10 protein-coding genes are annotated in these 15,160 nt (G+C 33.9%); 2 read left to right on the top strand and 8 right to left on the bottom strand.

From position 1 onward, the window contains the following. Positions 1–23: 23 nt before the first annotated feature. The 5 genes from BUC21_RS01180 to BUC21_RS01160 form a co-directional block, all read right to left on the bottom strand. Complete coding sequence (locus tag BUC21_RS01180; protein ID WP_073398684.1) at positions 24–2,240, bottom strand: C10 family peptidase; 2,217 nt, start codon at positions 2,238–2,240, stop codon at positions 24–26. A 63-nt stretch (positions 2,241–2,303) separates the two neighbouring features. After that, positions 2,304–4,853: a C10 family peptidase gene (locus BUC21_RS01175; protein ID WP_073398683.1), complete on the bottom strand. Its 2,550-nt coding sequence runs from the start codon at positions 4,851–4,853 to the stop codon at positions 2,304–2,306. Positions 4,854–5,075: 222 nt separating this feature from the next. Beyond that, entirely contained in the window at positions 5,076–7,622 is a 2,547-nt protein-coding gene (locus BUC21_RS01170) for a thiol protease/hemagglutinin PrtT (protein WP_175550456.1), read from the bottom strand. Positions 7,623–8,234: 612 nt separating this feature from the next. Then, on the bottom strand, positions 8,235–9,725 hold the full coding sequence (locus BUC21_RS01165; protein WP_073398681.1) for a UxaA family hydrolase: 1,491 nt from the start codon (positions 9,723–9,725) through the stop codon (positions 8,235–8,237). A 21-nt stretch (positions 9,726–9,746) separates the two neighbouring features. Continuing rightward, positions 9,747–10,817: a LacI family DNA-binding transcriptional regulator gene (locus BUC21_RS01160; RefSeq protein ID WP_073398812.1), complete on the bottom strand. Its 1,071-nt coding sequence runs from the start codon at positions 10,815–10,817 to the stop codon at positions 9,747–9,749. Between the two features lie 255 nt (positions 10,818–11,072). Here BUC21_RS01160 and BUC21_RS01155 point away from each other — a divergent pair, with 255 nt between their 5' ends. Both BUC21_RS01155 and BUC21_RS01150 read left to right on the top strand, forming a co-directional pair. Beyond that, positions 11,073–12,116: a sugar kinase gene (locus tag BUC21_RS01155; RefSeq protein ID WP_073398680.1), complete on the top strand. Its 1,044-nt coding sequence runs from the start codon at positions 11,073–11,075 to the stop codon at positions 12,114–12,116. Between the two features lie 23 nt (positions 12,117–12,139). Then, complete coding sequence (locus tag BUC21_RS01150; RefSeq protein WP_073398679.1) at positions 12,140–12,811, top strand: bifunctional 4-hydroxy-2-oxoglutarate aldolase/2-dehydro-3-deoxy-phosphogluconate aldolase; 672 nt, start codon at positions 12,140–12,142, stop codon at positions 12,809–12,811. Positions 12,812–12,962: 151 nt separating this feature from the next. On the opposite strand, the gene BUC21_RS01145 is transcribed toward BUC21_RS01150, so the two are convergent. The 3 genes from BUC21_RS01145 to BUC21_RS01135 all read right to left on the bottom strand — a co-directional run bounded on the left by BUC21_RS01145 (position 12,963) and on the right by BUC21_RS01135 (position 15,084). Further along, the gene (locus BUC21_RS01145) at positions 12,963–13,481 is read right to left on the bottom strand and encodes a threonine/serine exporter family protein (RefSeq protein ID WP_073398678.1); all 519 of its coding nucleotides are present in this window, start codon (positions 13,479–13,481) and stop codon (positions 12,963–12,965) included. Next, positions 13,478–14,251, bottom strand: a complete 774-nt coding sequence (locus tag BUC21_RS01140) for a threonine/serine exporter family protein (protein WP_073398677.1) — start codon at positions 14,249–14,251, stop codon at positions 13,478–13,480. The genes BUC21_RS01145 and BUC21_RS01140 overlap by 4 nt, the downstream gene beginning before the upstream one ends. A 98-nt stretch (positions 14,252–14,349) precedes the next feature. Then, positions 14,350–15,084 carry a DUF6064 family protein gene (locus BUC21_RS01135; protein WP_073398676.1) on the bottom strand — a complete coding sequence of 245 codons (735 nt, stop codon included), beginning with the start codon at positions 15,082–15,084 and terminating at the stop codon, positions 14,350–14,352. Positions 15,085–15,160 lie beyond the last annotated feature (76 nt).

The following is a 15,160-nucleotide window of genomic DNA, read 5'->3' as shown; positions in this document are numbered from 1 at the left end:
CTTTCTATTTTATGGTTAAAGACTTATTTCTTAAAGAATTTCTCAGTATAACTTCCTTCTTCTGTCTCTATTTTAATTAAATAAACGCCTTTGCTTAAATCGCTTACTGAAATTGGAATATTACCTGTAGTCATAGGTTTCTTCAATAAAGTCGATTTTCCCGATATGTCAAAAATCATAATAGATTTAACTATAGAAGGCGATTGAATATAAATAATATCATTCTCCGTATTAGAATAAACACTCAATTTATCAATTGATGCTTCTTCAATACCGGTTGCATAGTTTTCAATAAGAACACTTCTTGAATTATTTTCGTTCGGGGTTAGAAGAACCATTGATGGGCTATCCTGATTATTATTAGCATCATAATTAAGAGTAAGAACATAAGTACCCGGAGTAAGAGTTATGTCTTCTGAAATCTCTATTGTTTTAGTAGCTCCTGAAGGAATATTTATCGGATCATAATTAATTTGTTTGCTTGTACTATTTGTTTCTGTTGAAGTCAGATAAAAAGATAGATAAGAATTAAATTCTCCACCAGTGTTTTGAATAGTAGCACTAAATGTTCCTGCTTTTCCGTAATAAAGATTTCCGATAGTACTCAAAGCTCCAGTTAGAGCAAGCTTAGGATAAACATCCGGGGTAGCAAAAGTAACATTGGTTGAGGTCACTGTAACATCTAAAGAATTAGGTGTACCAACTCTACCTCTTAATATAGACCAATTATTTTGATCAGAAGCTTTGTAAATACAATATAACTGATAGGTACCATTAGCTACTGTAGTAGGAATTTCTAATCTTGATACTGTTAGATTATCATTTCCCTCAAATGTGTCTGTAGTAACGCTGTATTGTTTAATTACAGAGACTAAAGTTGAACCCTGATAAAGTCCAAATGCAATGTTCCCACTAAATAGATTACCCCCATAATTGGCATATCCAAAATTAAGACTGAATGCCTGACTCCTTGTTATGCTTTCGGACCCAACCTTTATTTTTTTTATTAAATAGATTTCGTATGATTTGCTTGAAGTAGTAGTTGGCTTTTGAATTCCGGTTACCATATCTTGCCAGACAGTAAATCCGTCCGTAACAGATCCTCCAATTCCGGGAGTCTCGTAATTTAATGAAGATAGTTCAAAATATCCGTTATAGTAACCACCCCATCCCCAGTTAAAGTGAAAAAGATTATTCGTGTCATAACCGTCACAGATGAATTGGTGTCCACCTTCGCTAGTGGAGGAACCACCATATAATATAGGACGACCAGCATTTAATTCAGTCTTTATCATCTGAAGCCACTCAGCTTCAGTATAAAAATCACGCGAAAATATCTGTATATTCGAATCATAACCAAAATATTTGCTTAACGCTGCTGGAATATAATTACTATAAGCAGCTGATGAATAAGCTGTATAGTCCATACTTACTGATACTCCGCAGTGATACATTAGAATTGCAACAGCTGTATCTTGAATAGCAGTACTATTACCACTATATGTATTTTTCATGTTGGACCAATTATAGGCTGTTTTCGAGAAATCCACATAAAGAGAATCGCTCATACTATCTGGCTTGTATTTTTTTGATCCGGCACCTTGTATAGGCCACTGATAATATTTCATGATTTGAGCCATGGCTGTAGCAACACAACCCGTAGGAGCACGTGATGTTCCTACTTTTGGACAAAGAATATTGTATGGAGAAAGCTGATTCCAGGCTATTGTTCCAAGCAACGGACTAATTGAAGTTGAAAAGGAAGTTGCCTTTGTGGTAGCTGATAATACGGACGATGATTGCACTATTGAAGTTGCATCATCTGTTGCAGCTAGTGCCTTGAGTTCTTTCTGGTATAAACTCATCCAGTTCTTGAAATTCTCGGGCATTACTTTTGCAGAGAAACTGCCACAATCTGAATATCCTAAAACTGATTTCGCCCGATCATCACCCGAAATTATAATAAAGCCGTTATTCTCTCCTCTATTAAATATATAATAATACGCATTTTCGTTAGAAGAACGAGTTGCTATACCGTCAGTACAGCTATAAGCCAAAGTTAAACCTACATTTTCCGTGGAGGATTTTGTACTTATACTTTTTGTCGTGATAGAATTTTGATAAAATGAATTTGCAATAGAAAGCGCTTCAGCACTAGATCTTGATTTTGCATAGATACTAATATTTGATATTAGCAGAAGAGAAAAGAAGATGCGTGTTTTCAGTGTTTGTTTGTTCATTTCTTATAAAATTTTAGCTGTACAAATAGAATATAGCAATATGTTTAAACATATACATTGATTCTACCTTTTAATAAATTTGCAAACCTCAATACCTGTTTCAGATTCACATTGAAGAACATAAGTTCCAGAACTTAGTCCGTTTACAGAAACTGAAATCAATCCACTCTTCTCTGGTCTCAAAAATAATATTTGTTTTCCGGAAATATCCATAATCCTGATTATTTTTATAATCTTTTCAGATTGCAGAAATAAGTTATCTACTACAGGATTTGGATAGATAAGCAATTTAGAAGATGAATTTCTTTCAATATCAGTACTACTATCCACAAGAGTAAACGCTAAGACAGAATTATCTCTCGGAGTAATAAGATTCCAATCATTTATTGTTGTATCCCAATATGTTACAGCTGTTAAATATGAACCAAGGTCTAAATCTATATTGCCACTGAATGTTACTTCCTTTTCTTCATCTGTATCTAAAACTAAGGTCTGATATCCGTAATAAGTAAGCGAGTTTCCAGCTGTTGAAGGATATACAAATGCTATTACATGGTTATTAAAGTATCCTCCGATGTTCTTTATTTTGGCCGTAAGTACTGCATTGTTTTTATTAACTTTGTTAGAGTCCGGGAAAGATACTTTAGATGTTAGTGTAAGAATTGGGTTTCCAGGTTCCGGTAAAACCGTAACAGCTATAGAATCGCCAAGAGTTACATAACTCTGTGATGCGCGATTATTATAATAATCATACATCACATATAAATAGTATTTTCCGGGAACTAATTTAATATTTCCAGTAATATCAAAACTCTTAGTACTGCCTGATGCAATATTTATTGGATCATTAGAAACATATTGTTCTGTTGCATTATCCTCTGCCGATTTTAAATAAAGAATTAATGATGAATTATATTCTCCTCCATTATTTGCTATACTTACATTGAATTTGCCTGTTTTGTTTTGATATAAGTTTCCATTAACCGTTAATGAATTTAAGGCTAGTTTAGGTCGAATATCTGGAACTGAAAATAAAATATTAGTTGACGCTACATTTACATTTATATAATTGGGTGTTCCTACTTTTCCTCTCATAATCTGCCAGTCAGAATCATCGGTTGGCTGAAATACACTGTAGAGCATGTAATTACCATTAACAACATCAGAAGGGACAGTAATATTGGTTGCATAAGAAGGATTATAATATCCAGAATAGGTGTCGAGCGATGAAGAACGACTGCTGAGTAACTTTACAAATCCGTTATCATTATATAAAGCTAATCCAACCTTACCATTAAATGTATTTATGCCCAAATTTGTTATTCTAATTGGTAAAGTAAAAGCGCTTGTACGGTCTATTGAAGCCGGAATATTATTAAATGGCGAATATAAGTATAACTGGTAAGGATGTACTGTGGATGATGCATTTGGCTTTTGAACTCCAATAACAATAAGTTGATCATAATTAAATCCTCCACTTGTTCCTCCGCCAATTCCTAAGGAAGATGGATTTAGAACAGACAATTCAAAATAACCATCTGAACTTCCACTCCATCCCCAATTAAAATGGAATAACCCATTATTATCGTATCCGTCACACACAAACTGATGTCCTGTATCTTTTGAATATCCGGCATAAAAAACCGGACGACCAGCATTTAATTCTGCCTTAATCAGACCTTCCCATTCTGGTTTAGAATAATAATCTCTATAATAACTTTGGATATTTGAATCATAATTAAAATATCCGATTAGAGCTTTAGCCATATTTAAAGAGGATGCAGAACTATATTCTCCATACATCATGTTTACTGAAACTCCCGCATGATACATTAGTGTAGCTACAGCATCCTTTTGAATAGCGGTGCTTGAACTATTATATATATCAGTCATATTTGCCCAGTCGTATGTAGCTTTAGAAAAATCAACGCTTAAAGATGTAGTAAACCCATTAGGAGTATAAGTGTTTGACCCAGTTCCACTAACAGGCCAGCTATAATATTTCATAACCTGAGCCATTGCTGTGGCAACACATCCGGTTGCTGCTCTTTCGGATGTTGAATCATTAATTATAGGACAAAGATTATTGTATGGTGATCCTTGATCCCATTTAATTCCACCTAATAATGGAGCTACAGAAGTTGAATAAGTAGACTGGCGAACATCAGTACCGATTGACTCACTTAGCTGAACTGAAGAAGTATTTGTTGATTCTGGCTGCTCTATCAAATACTTCAATTCATCTTTGTAAAAGTTAAGCCAGGCCGAAAAATTAGGTGGTAAAGAGTTTATATCAAACTTTCCGCTATCGGAATATCCTAAAATATCTTTTGCTCTATCATCTCCGGATACAATAATAAAACCATTATTCTCACCTCTGTTAAATACATAATAATATGCTTTATCAGAAGTTGATCTGGTAGATATGCCATCGATACAAGTATAGGCTAATTTCAAAGTCGATAAATCTGCAGACATCATTTTTATTGAAACCTGCTTTTTATGATAGAAAGAGTTTGCTATTATTAATGCTTCACTGCTAGTCCGCGATATTGCCAGAATCTTTGTTGCAAAGAATAATAGGAATCCTATAAGTAGTAGTGCCTTTTTCATTTGTTATTTGTGTTAAATAATCCACAGCAGTTATATAAAAATAGATCTGCTTAAACTTTCTTGAGATTTAGATTTTGAAATTTTGTATTAGAAATAGATTACAATCAACTTCTTTTTGTTATAAAAGTTTATAATCATGTTATAACAGTGGTAAATATAAGAAAAAAGAGCATAGGCAAATAAATACATATACTCTTTTTTATTTAACAAATATTGTAAAAATCATTTTTTTATAAATTTGCACACCTTTTCTTCTGTTTCGGTTATCGATTGAAGAATGTATGCACCTGCTTTGAGGGTATTTATAGGTATAGGAATTTCTCCATTTCTTAAAGGATTAATTTTTAAAACCAACTTTCCGGAAAGATCCGTTATATTGATTGCTTTTACAACATCATCAGATTTTAGATAAAGAATATCTGTTGCTGGGATAGGGTAAAGATGTGGTTTTGCTTCTTCCGTTTTTTCTATATCTGTAGCTTTAGTAGCATTATCGGTTATAGTAAAAACAATTTTACTATAATCATTAGGATCCATAAATGAATAACTATTTCCTAATGTAGTACTATAAGCCAGTGCTGTTAAATACGATCCAGGTTCAAGACCAATATTCCCGCTGAGGGTTATTGTCTTTTCTTCATCTTTATCTAAAATAATTTTCTGAAATCCAAAAAATGAAAGTGCAATATAACTGTTAACAGGATATACGAATGCTACTACATAATCCTCAAAATATCCTCCGTTATTTTTAATGCGAGCAGTTAGAATTGCATCATTTCCATTTACTTGAGATGGATCAGGAAATGAAATCTTAGAAGTCAGTGTTAGAGCCGGCGTCTCTATTGAAGTATTCAAGATCTCTACAATTAAAGAAGAACCTATATTATTAAATGTATCTGCATTTGATCTGTCATTTTGTGGATCATACATTACATATAAATAATATTTTCCTGCTGTTAATGTAACATTTCCCATAAAGTCGAGACTTTTTGTCTCACCAGTACCAATATTTACAGGATCCATACAAACTACTTGAGAGATAGAGTCGTTAACAGCAGACTTTAATAAAATAACTAAGTTTGAATTATATTCACCTCCAGTATTTGTAAGGTTTACGTTAAATCGACCAGTGCTGTTTTGATAAAGATTGCCTATAGTAGATAAGGTGTTCAGAGTTAAGTTTGGAAGTACGTTTGGAACACTGAACGTTATATTTGAAGAAGTAACTGCTACATTTAAGTAATTGGCTGTACCTACTTTTCCTCTCATTATTTGCCATTCTGTTTTTCCGGAAGGTAGAAATACGCTATAAAGCTTATAGTTGCCATTTATTACATCAGTTGGTATGCTTGAAGAATATGCTAAATTAGACCATCCACTATATGTATCAAGAGACGATACAGAATAACTTTTAATCAGTTTTACAAAACCATTTTCATTGAATAATGCCAGCCCAATAGAACCACTGAAATTTGTTATTCCCATATTATAGATATCTGCATTAATTGAAAAAGTATTTGTACGACTTATTGAGTTTGCAGAGATTTTTAGTGGTGAATATAAATGTAATTGATAAGGTGCTGCAATCGATGCTTCATTAGGTTTTTGTACTCCGATAACAAAAAGCTGATCAGAATTAAACCCTCCACTGGTTCCGCCACCAATACCAAGAACAGACGGATTTAGTGCTGATAATTCAAAATAACCATCAGATTCACCACTCCATCCCCAGTTAAAATGAAAGAGATCATTGCTATCATATCCATCACAAACAAATTGATGTCCTATATCAGTAGAATTTCCAGCATAAAGGACAGGGCGTTTAGCATTTAATTCTGTTTTAAGCATATTCATCCACTCTGATCTGTTATAATAATCTCTGTGATAAGTCTGAATATTGGGATCGTAGTTAAAATACTTTATTAAAGCTTTGGCCATATTAGTCGGACTAGCAGAGCTGGAAAAACCATAATCCATATTCACAGCTACTCCACAATGATACATTAACGTGGCTACAGCATTTTTTTTAGTAGCAGTACTTAAGCTACTATATGTTTCTGTCATATTTTTCCAGTCGTATGTTGTTTTTGAAAAGTCAACTGTAAGAGCTTGAAAATATCCATCCGGAGTATATGTATTAGATCCTTTACCTGTAACGGGCCATTGATGATATCTCATTACTTGAGCCATAGCAGTGGCTACGCAGCCAGTAACAGTTCTTTCAGTAGATTTTGTACTTATTGTAGGACAGAGTTCATTGTATGGAGTTCCCTGATCCCATTTTATTCCTCCAAGAAGTGGAGTAACAGATGTTGCATATATTGTTTTATTAGCAGTGGTATTATCAGTTGTACTGAGTAAAACATTTGAGGTACAACTTAATTCTTCAGGTTGATTCAATAATGCTTTTATTTCCTTTTGATAGAAATTTAGCCATGCAGAAAAGTTTGTAGGCAAAGAATCTGAATTGAATTTACCATTATGAGAATATCCAAGAATGTCTTTAGCTCTATCATCTCCAGAAACGATTATAAAACCATTATTATCGCCAATATTAAATACGTAATAGTATGCTTTTTCGGTTGAAGAACGTGTAACAATGCTATCTTTACAAGTGTAAGCTAATGTTAGTGTGGAATTTGGCAAACCAATAGTTTTAGTTAGGACTTGTGATTTCTGAGAAAAGTTACTAGCAATAATTAGAGCTTCATTACTGGTACGTGATTTAGCAAAACCTGGCAAAATTGAACAAGAAAAAATAAATATCAATATCAGTTTTTTTAGTAAAAAAACATTCACGTAAAGTTTAGTCATTTGTGTTTTATATAAAGTGTATGTGCAAAATATTATGTAGACACATGAATTTTAGGCATACTAGTTGTGTCTGATCGTGTAAATAATAAAATTAAGCTATAGATGGAACCCTGATTTTGTTATATATTCATAGCTAACAATGATATGTATAGAAAGATATTTAATAAAATAAGAGGAGTGCAGTGCTCTTCTCATAACAATTTGAAGATTTAATTAAACTTATTATTTAAAACTATACAAAATTAAATAATATATAGACGGAAATGTTTCAATATATAAATCAGGAATGATTATTAGTATGATTTAAGGAAGAGAGAATCACCTAAATATAGACAATTATTAAGGTTAATATTTAAAATTTAATTCTCAAGATGTATTGCTGAAACTTACTAGATATTAGCAAAATATAAATTTAGGGTTATCATAATTATATATTTACTGTAAACAATAATATTCAATATCTCTAATTTGGAATTAGGTTTTATTAGCAAATACAGATAAAAAGAAAGTCGGAGATGCAGTACCAATTTATACTACATCTCCGACCTAAAAAACTTTATTGATATCTTATAAAGTTACACCAGTTTTGAATATTGCAATTTCACGATAGTTTTTCTTTTCGTTATTTACAGGCTCACCACTTGCAACTTTGATTATATAATCAGTAAATCTTTCACAAGTTTTTTCCATTGGTTCATTTTCCAAAATAACCCCTGCATTAAAATCAATCCATCCTGGTTTGTTATTTGCCAGATTTGAATTTGTTGAAATCTTCATGGTTGGTACAAATGTTCCAAATGGAGTTCCGCGTCCGGTTGTGAAAAGAACCATATGACAACCTGATGCCGCAAGAGTTGTTGCTGCAACAAGATCATTACCTGGCGCGCTCAATAAGTTCAAACCTTTAGTTTGAATTCTTTCTCCGTATTTCATAACACCTTTAACTACACTTTTTCCACATTTTTGAGTGCAGCCTAATGACTTTTCTTCCAATGTTGAAATACCACCAGCTTTATTTCCCGGAGATGGGTTTTCATAAATTGGTTGTTCATTACGGATAAAGTAATCCTTAAAATCGTTAATCAAATGAACTGTCTGCTCAAATAATTCTTTGTTCTCACAACGGTTCATCAAGATTGTCTCAGCACCAAACATTTCAGGAACTTCGGTAAGAACCGATGTACCACCTTGAGCAATCAAAAAGTCAGAGAACATACCAAGTAATGGATTAGCTGTAATTCCTGAGAATCCGTCTGATCCACCACATTTTAATCCTACACGTAATTCAGAAAGAGGAACATCAACACGTACATCTTTGCTTGCTTTTGAATAAAGATCGCGAAGAATAGCCATACCTTCTTCAAATTCATCACCGACTTTCTGAGTTTCCATGAATGCTACACGGTCTGCATCATATTCGCCAAGGAATTCGCGGAAAGCAGGAAGCTGATTGTTTTCACAACCCAAACCTACTACAAATACTGCACCGGCATTTGGATGAAGAACCATGTCGCGTAATATTTTACGAGTATTTTCGTGGTCATCGCCTAATTGAGAACAACCATAGTTATGTGGGAATGATACAATAGCATCAACTCCTTTTCCTTCAGTTTCACGACGTAGTTGATCTGCCAATTGATTAACGATACCATTTACACAACCAACTGTTGGGATAATCCATATTTCATTTCTTACACCAACATCACCGTTTTTACGCTTGTAACCTTTGAAAGTCAGGTTTTTATTTGCAATCTCGAGAGTTTCATGAGCTGGATTGTATGTATATTCAAGTAAACCAGACAAGTTTGTCTTGATCTTCTTCTCGTTTACCCAGTCACCTTGTTTGATAGGAGTTATAGCATGACCAATAGCATAACCATATTTGACTATATGATCGTCAACAGCGAAGTCTTTCAAAGCAAATTTGTGACCAGCTGGAACATCTTCATTTAGTTTAATATCCAATCCATTTACGGAAATGGTTTCACCTGCAGACAAATTTAAGATAGCTACAGCTACGTTATCTGCTGGATTAATTTTTAAATACTTAGTTTCCATATATTTTCTATTATGATAAGTTTATTTTTGAAAATCAAGATAAAAGTCTACCGTTTCTACAGTTAATAGATCTATTGGCATATAGTTTATGCAATTTATCTCTTTCTTAAATATCAATTGATCGCATAATGCTTTTATACCATTATATCCCTGAATTTCAGGTTGCTGAGCTATTAACATAGAAACAGAACCATTTTTAAGACAGGTAACGTTTCTTTTCAGTAAATCATAACCTACCAGATTAAACTCCTTGATTCCTCTTTTCTCAAGATATTCGCCTATAATGTGAACTTTTGAATTGAATGTTATTCCACATGTAACCTCTGGATGTTCAGCAAAATAAGCATCTAGTAATTGTTCATCTTCAATAGGATACTTTGGATGAAGGTTAAGCTCAGTAATACGACAAGAAGGGAAATGCTCTTTCATATAAATTCTAAAGCCTTTATCTCTGTTTTCCTGTTGATTTGATCCTATAATACCTTCTTTAATTTGGCGGAAAATAACTATTTCATCAGCTTTATCAGACATTAGCATTAACATCTTTGCTGCAAAATATCCACTTCTTTCTGAGTTTTGTCCATAAAAAGCCAATGGATGCAGGTCAGGAATATTTGAGTCTATAAATATATAAGGTATAGAAAACTCATTTAGATGATCTGTAAAATTGCGAGTAATCTGAGGTATAGTAGGAGAGACTATTACGCCATCAGGATGCTCAGCTATTATAGCATTTCCTGCAGATGTGAATGATGTATAATCATATGCATCATAGTAGCACATCTTTATAGAAATATTAAAATCCGAAAAAGCAGCTACCGCATCAGTTATACCTTTTTCTACTGCAGTCCAATATTCCCCTTCTACATGCTGAGGAAGCAAACTAACAAACAGGTATTTTTTATTTGAGGCCAGAGCACTAGCATACATGTTAGGTTGATAGTTTAATTGCTCTAGAATCTCTTCAACCCGCTTTTTGCTTTTTTCAGATACACCGCTTCTCCCATGGATTACTCTATCAACAGTTCCAACTGACACATCGGCTAAGCGTGCTATGTCTTTTATTCGTATTCTTTCCGGCAGTTCATCCATAGCTTGTTTTGTTCTTAACAATTGATTATTCGTGTTCGAACACAATAATAATTTATTTTTTTTCATCGCAAATATATAACAATTTTTGTAATTACAAAAATATTCGTATCTTTGTGCACGTACACGAGTTGACTGTTTTGGTTGATTATTTATTATTAATATACTCATTTATAGTCAATTGGTTTAACAAACGTAGATTATTATAAATTGAAACATAGAAATACTAATCATTTATTTTAAATAGAAAATAGAATTATGGGAAAGAAAGTTGTTACTTTTGGGGAAATTATGTTGCGTTTGGCAACTCCTGGTTATTTAAGATTTTCACAAGCAAAGGAATTTAATGCTACATTTGGTGGTGGTGAAGCTAATGTTGCAGTCTCTTTGGCAAACTATGGCTTGGAAACTGAATTTGTGACTCGCCTACCTAAAAATGACATCGCAGAATCTTGCATTATGGACTTACGTTCTCACAACGTTGGAACTAAAGAAATTATCTTCGGTGGTGATCGTGTAGGTATTTATTTCCTTGAAACAGGTGCTGTAGCTCGTGCTTCAAAAGTAGTTTATGACCGCGCAAACTCCTCAATATCAACTATTCAGCCAGGCATGATTAACTGGAAAGAAGTATTCAAAGATGCTCAATGGTTCCACTGGACTGGTATTACTCCAGCTTTATCACAAGGTGCTGCTGATGCTTGTCTTGAAGCTATCAAAGTTGCTAATGAAATGGGTGTAACTGTTTCTACCGACCTTAACTACCGTAAAAACCTTTGGAAGTATGGTAAAACTGCTGCAGAAGTTATGCCTGCATTAGTTGAAGGTTGTGATGTAATTCTTGGTAATGAAGAAGATTGCGAAAAAGTATTTGGTGTTAAACCTGAAGGATTTGATGTTGCTGCGACTCACGGTGAAGTTAATGCTGCTGAATTTGAATCAGTATGTACTCAGATGATGGCTAAATTCCCACGTGCTAAGAAAGTAATTATCACTCTTCGTGGTTCTATCAACGCTAACCACAATACTTGGGGTGGTGTTCTTTACTCTGATGGATCATTGAAACAATCTAAAAGATATGACATTACTCACATTGTTGACCGTGTAGGTGGTGGTGACTCATTCATGGGTGGTCTTGTCTACGGTTTGATTTCTTATCCAAACGATGATCAGAAAGCTTTGGAATTTGCAGTTGCTGCATCTTGTCTTAAACATACAATTTATGGTGACTTTAACCTTGTAACTGTTTCTGAAGTAGAAAACTTAATGAAAGGTGACGGTTCAGGTCGTGTTTCTCGTTAATAACATTATAATATAAAAGTAAGATGGCAAGATTTTCAAAAATACAAGTGCTTAATGCAATGGCAAGCACAGGGATGGTTCCCGTTTTCTATAATAAGGATGTTGAATTAGCAAAGAATGTTGTAAAAGCATGCTATGAAGGTGGTGTTCGTGCGTTCGAATTCACTAACCGTGGCGATTTTGCACAGGAAGTATTTGCAGAATTAGTAAAATGGGCTGCAAAAGAATGTCCTGATATGATTCTGGGAATTGGTTCTATCGTTGATCCTGCTACTGCAGCAATGTATATTCAATTAGGTGCTAACTTTATTGTTGGTCCATTGTTCAACCCAGAAATTGCTAAAGTTTGTAACCGTCGTTTAATTCCATACACTCCAGGTTGTGGCTCTGTATCAGAAATCGGTTTCGCCCAAGAAGTAGGATGCGATCTTTGCAAAGTATTCCCTGCAGGTAACGTTGGTGGTCCTTCATTCGTTAAGAATGTAAAAGCTCCAATGCCTTGGTCTATGTTAATGGTTACTGGTGGTGTTGAACCAACAAAAGACAACCTTACTGCATGGATTAAAGCTGGCGTAACATGTGTAGGTATGGGTTCGAACCTTTTCCCAAAAGATGTAGTTGCAGCTAATGATTGGGCATGGGTAACAGCTAAGTGTAAAGAAGCTTTCGGATATATTGAAGAAGCTCGCAAATAAAAAAACAGATTGTAAATCAATCTGTTTGATTTATAAAAGAATGCCCTTATAAAGGTTGGTTAGAAGGGCATCTTTATTTTGTTTAAATTGTTTAAAGGGGGGCTTGGCCATCGGGAATATTCATTTAATGAATCCCGATGGCTTGCTTTTTTTATCTATCTTTCTTAACTAACTTCAAAATACGTGTTACAGCAAATGATTGTTTGTGGAAGATAAACATAGGTACTGCAACACCAACCACCAAAGCAAACATAACAAAAGTAGCAGTTAAACCATTTCTGAATATTGCTACTATTATATCCACTGATGCCGAATCATCTTTGCATTGAATAAATTTCACTAAGGCAAGAATTGTTTTATATGCAAACATTCCTGGGATCATAGGTAATAAAGAAGGGAAAGAGAATACTTCTGCCGGACAATGAATTTTCTTTGCAAAGAAAATGCTTAGCATACCAATAGAAAATGCTGCAAGAAATGATGCCGAAGCAATATCCAAGGAAGTACTATGCAACAAACAATAACGAAGTCCGTGCCCAACAGCTGCTAAAAATGCAGAAACAAGAATAGCTTTGCGTGGAGGATTAGAGATTACTGCAAATCCAATAGATGCAATTGCTGCAAAAAAACCATCAAATATAATGGCTTCAATAAAATCATAATTTATCATAATGCATTTACTCCTAACAATAATAAAGTTAATGACAAACCTATAGAAAGGCAAATAATAAGTAATGCTGCGTTAATTAATCGTGAAACGCCAGCTAAAACATGGCCTTCAATAACATCAATAACACCATTAATGAGAGGTACACCTGGAACGAGATAAAGAACACTTGTTCCAAGAGCAATATCAGGAGTATTTCCTATATTGTATAGCACGGCTGTACAACCTATCATGGAAGCGGTAAACGCAGAAACAATGAATACAAATAAATGGTTGAGATGCATTTCTGTTAATTTCTGACGAATAAAGAAACCTGCCAGTGTTGCAACGAAAACTATACCCATCGCTTGTATATCACCTGTAAAGAGACGGCAAAAAGATGCATTTGCACATGCAACCAGGAAAAGAACCATCCATTTACTCATTCGAGGGTTACTGATAATTTCCTTATATCTTGCTTTCAATTCATCCATAGACAAATGCTCATCATAAGCTTCCCAGCTTAATGTGCTGAGTCGGGCATTTAATTCAAAGTTCAAGGCCATTGGCTTGATTTTATTCACAGTGCTGTAAGAATGTGAATTGTCTTTGTCTCTCAAAGTCATAATAATGGTTTTCTGAAAGATCGTCATGTCAACGAAATAGCCAAAAGACTCAGCTATTCGAGAGGTGTTACGTACAATACGCGATGTGTGTACGCCTACAGCCATTAGACTGGTAGAGTAGTCGGATAAAAACTTCGATAACTCTTTAAGTTCTGCATGAATGTCCATGAGGTAAAATTATTGTTTATTTAGTAAATTAGCGCCTCATATTAAGCACTTTAATTTATATGTAATCAACTATAAAAGACGAATAAATGTTCAATCTATCAAATGCGCGGCATTTCGCACAATTCATGTATCAAGGTAATCGTGAAAGATAACCCGATAATGCAGCATAGCAGTATCAATAGTAAATTTAGAATTTTAGCTTTTGGCTTTCTTGATATATGCAGATTTGAATTGATGTATTCTTTATAGAAAAGATATAAAGCCGGAACAGCTGAGCTGGCCAAAAGAAAATCTTCAGGTATCTGAAAGAAATAGACCTTTGTAAAACCAATTAAAGCCCAGTGAGTTAAAAACATAACTAAAAAGATATTTATTTTTTTAGAATGAGCAAGTAATAATCCAATTGTGAAAATAGCAACCGAACAAGGCATAACAGGCGAAGTCATCATTGGAAATCGAAGGCCGCGTACCAAAGAAATTATCGGATAAATAAACGGCAATATACAAAGTATTATAGCTAACTTATCATATTTGTATGATCGTTCAAAAGATGTATGGCCAAAAAACAAATCATACAGCCAGAACAACGCCATTATTGTCCAATATACAACAAACATGTTATTATAACTTCTTGGCTCACAATAAATAGAATAGTAGACAATTGCAATCCAGGCATTTAGAAACGCCAGGAATAGTTTCATTGCCGATTTTACAATTTGAGTAGGATGTTTAAATAAGAAGTAAGTTAGTATAATTGCAATAACTGATATAAATATCTGATATATCCAGGTTCCTGCATTATACTGAGCAATTGTATTCCAAAAAATATCCATTTCCTTAATTTGTTTTATAATTTCGTGACAATAAAATTTAAGGTGCTTTTTTAGTAATAGATATGAATCGTGAAAT

Source organism: Bacteroides luti, from assembly GCF_900128905.1.
Classification (GTDB): Bacteria; Bacteroidota; Bacteroidia; order Bacteroidales; family Bacteroidaceae; genus Bacteroides; species Bacteroides luti.
Note: the sequence above shows the minus strand (reverse complement) of the source record. Positions and strands in the feature narration are given on the sequence as shown.

Excerpts from the sequence above, each read along its gene's own strand:
- BUC21_RS01180 (WP_073398684.1), bottom strand. The coding sequence starts at position 2,240 with ATGAACAAACAAACACTGAAAACACGCATCTTCTTTTCTCTTCTGCTA.
- BUC21_RS01175 (WP_073398683.1), bottom strand. The coding sequence starts at position 4,853 with ATGAAAAAGGCACTACTACTTATAGGATTCCTATTATTCTTTGCAACA.
- BUC21_RS01165 (WP_073398681.1), bottom strand. The coding sequence starts at position 9,725 with ATGGAAACTAAGTATTTAAAAATTAATCCAGCAGATAACGTAGCTGTA.
- BUC21_RS01160 (WP_073398812.1), bottom strand. The coding sequence starts at position 10,817 with ATGGATGAACTGCCGGAAAGAATACGAATAAAAGACATAGCACGCTTA.
- BUC21_RS01155 (WP_073398680.1), top strand. The coding sequence starts at position 11,073 with ATGGGAAAGAAAGTTGTTACTTTTGGGGAAATTATGTTGCGTTTGGCA.
- BUC21_RS01150 (WP_073398679.1), top strand. The coding sequence starts at position 12,140 with ATGGCAAGATTTTCAAAAATACAAGTGCTTAATGCAATGGCAAGCACA.
- BUC21_RS01145 (WP_073398678.1), bottom strand. The coding sequence starts at position 13,481 with ATGATAAATTATGATTTTATTGAAGCCATTATATTTGATGGTTTTTTT.
- BUC21_RS01140 (WP_073398677.1), bottom strand. The coding sequence starts at position 14,251 with ATGGACATTCATGCAGAACTTAAAGAGTTATCGAAGTTTTTATCCGAC.
- BUC21_RS01135 (WP_073398676.1), bottom strand. The coding sequence starts at position 15,084 with ATGGATATTTTTTGGAATACAATTGCTCAGTATAATGCAGGAACCTGG.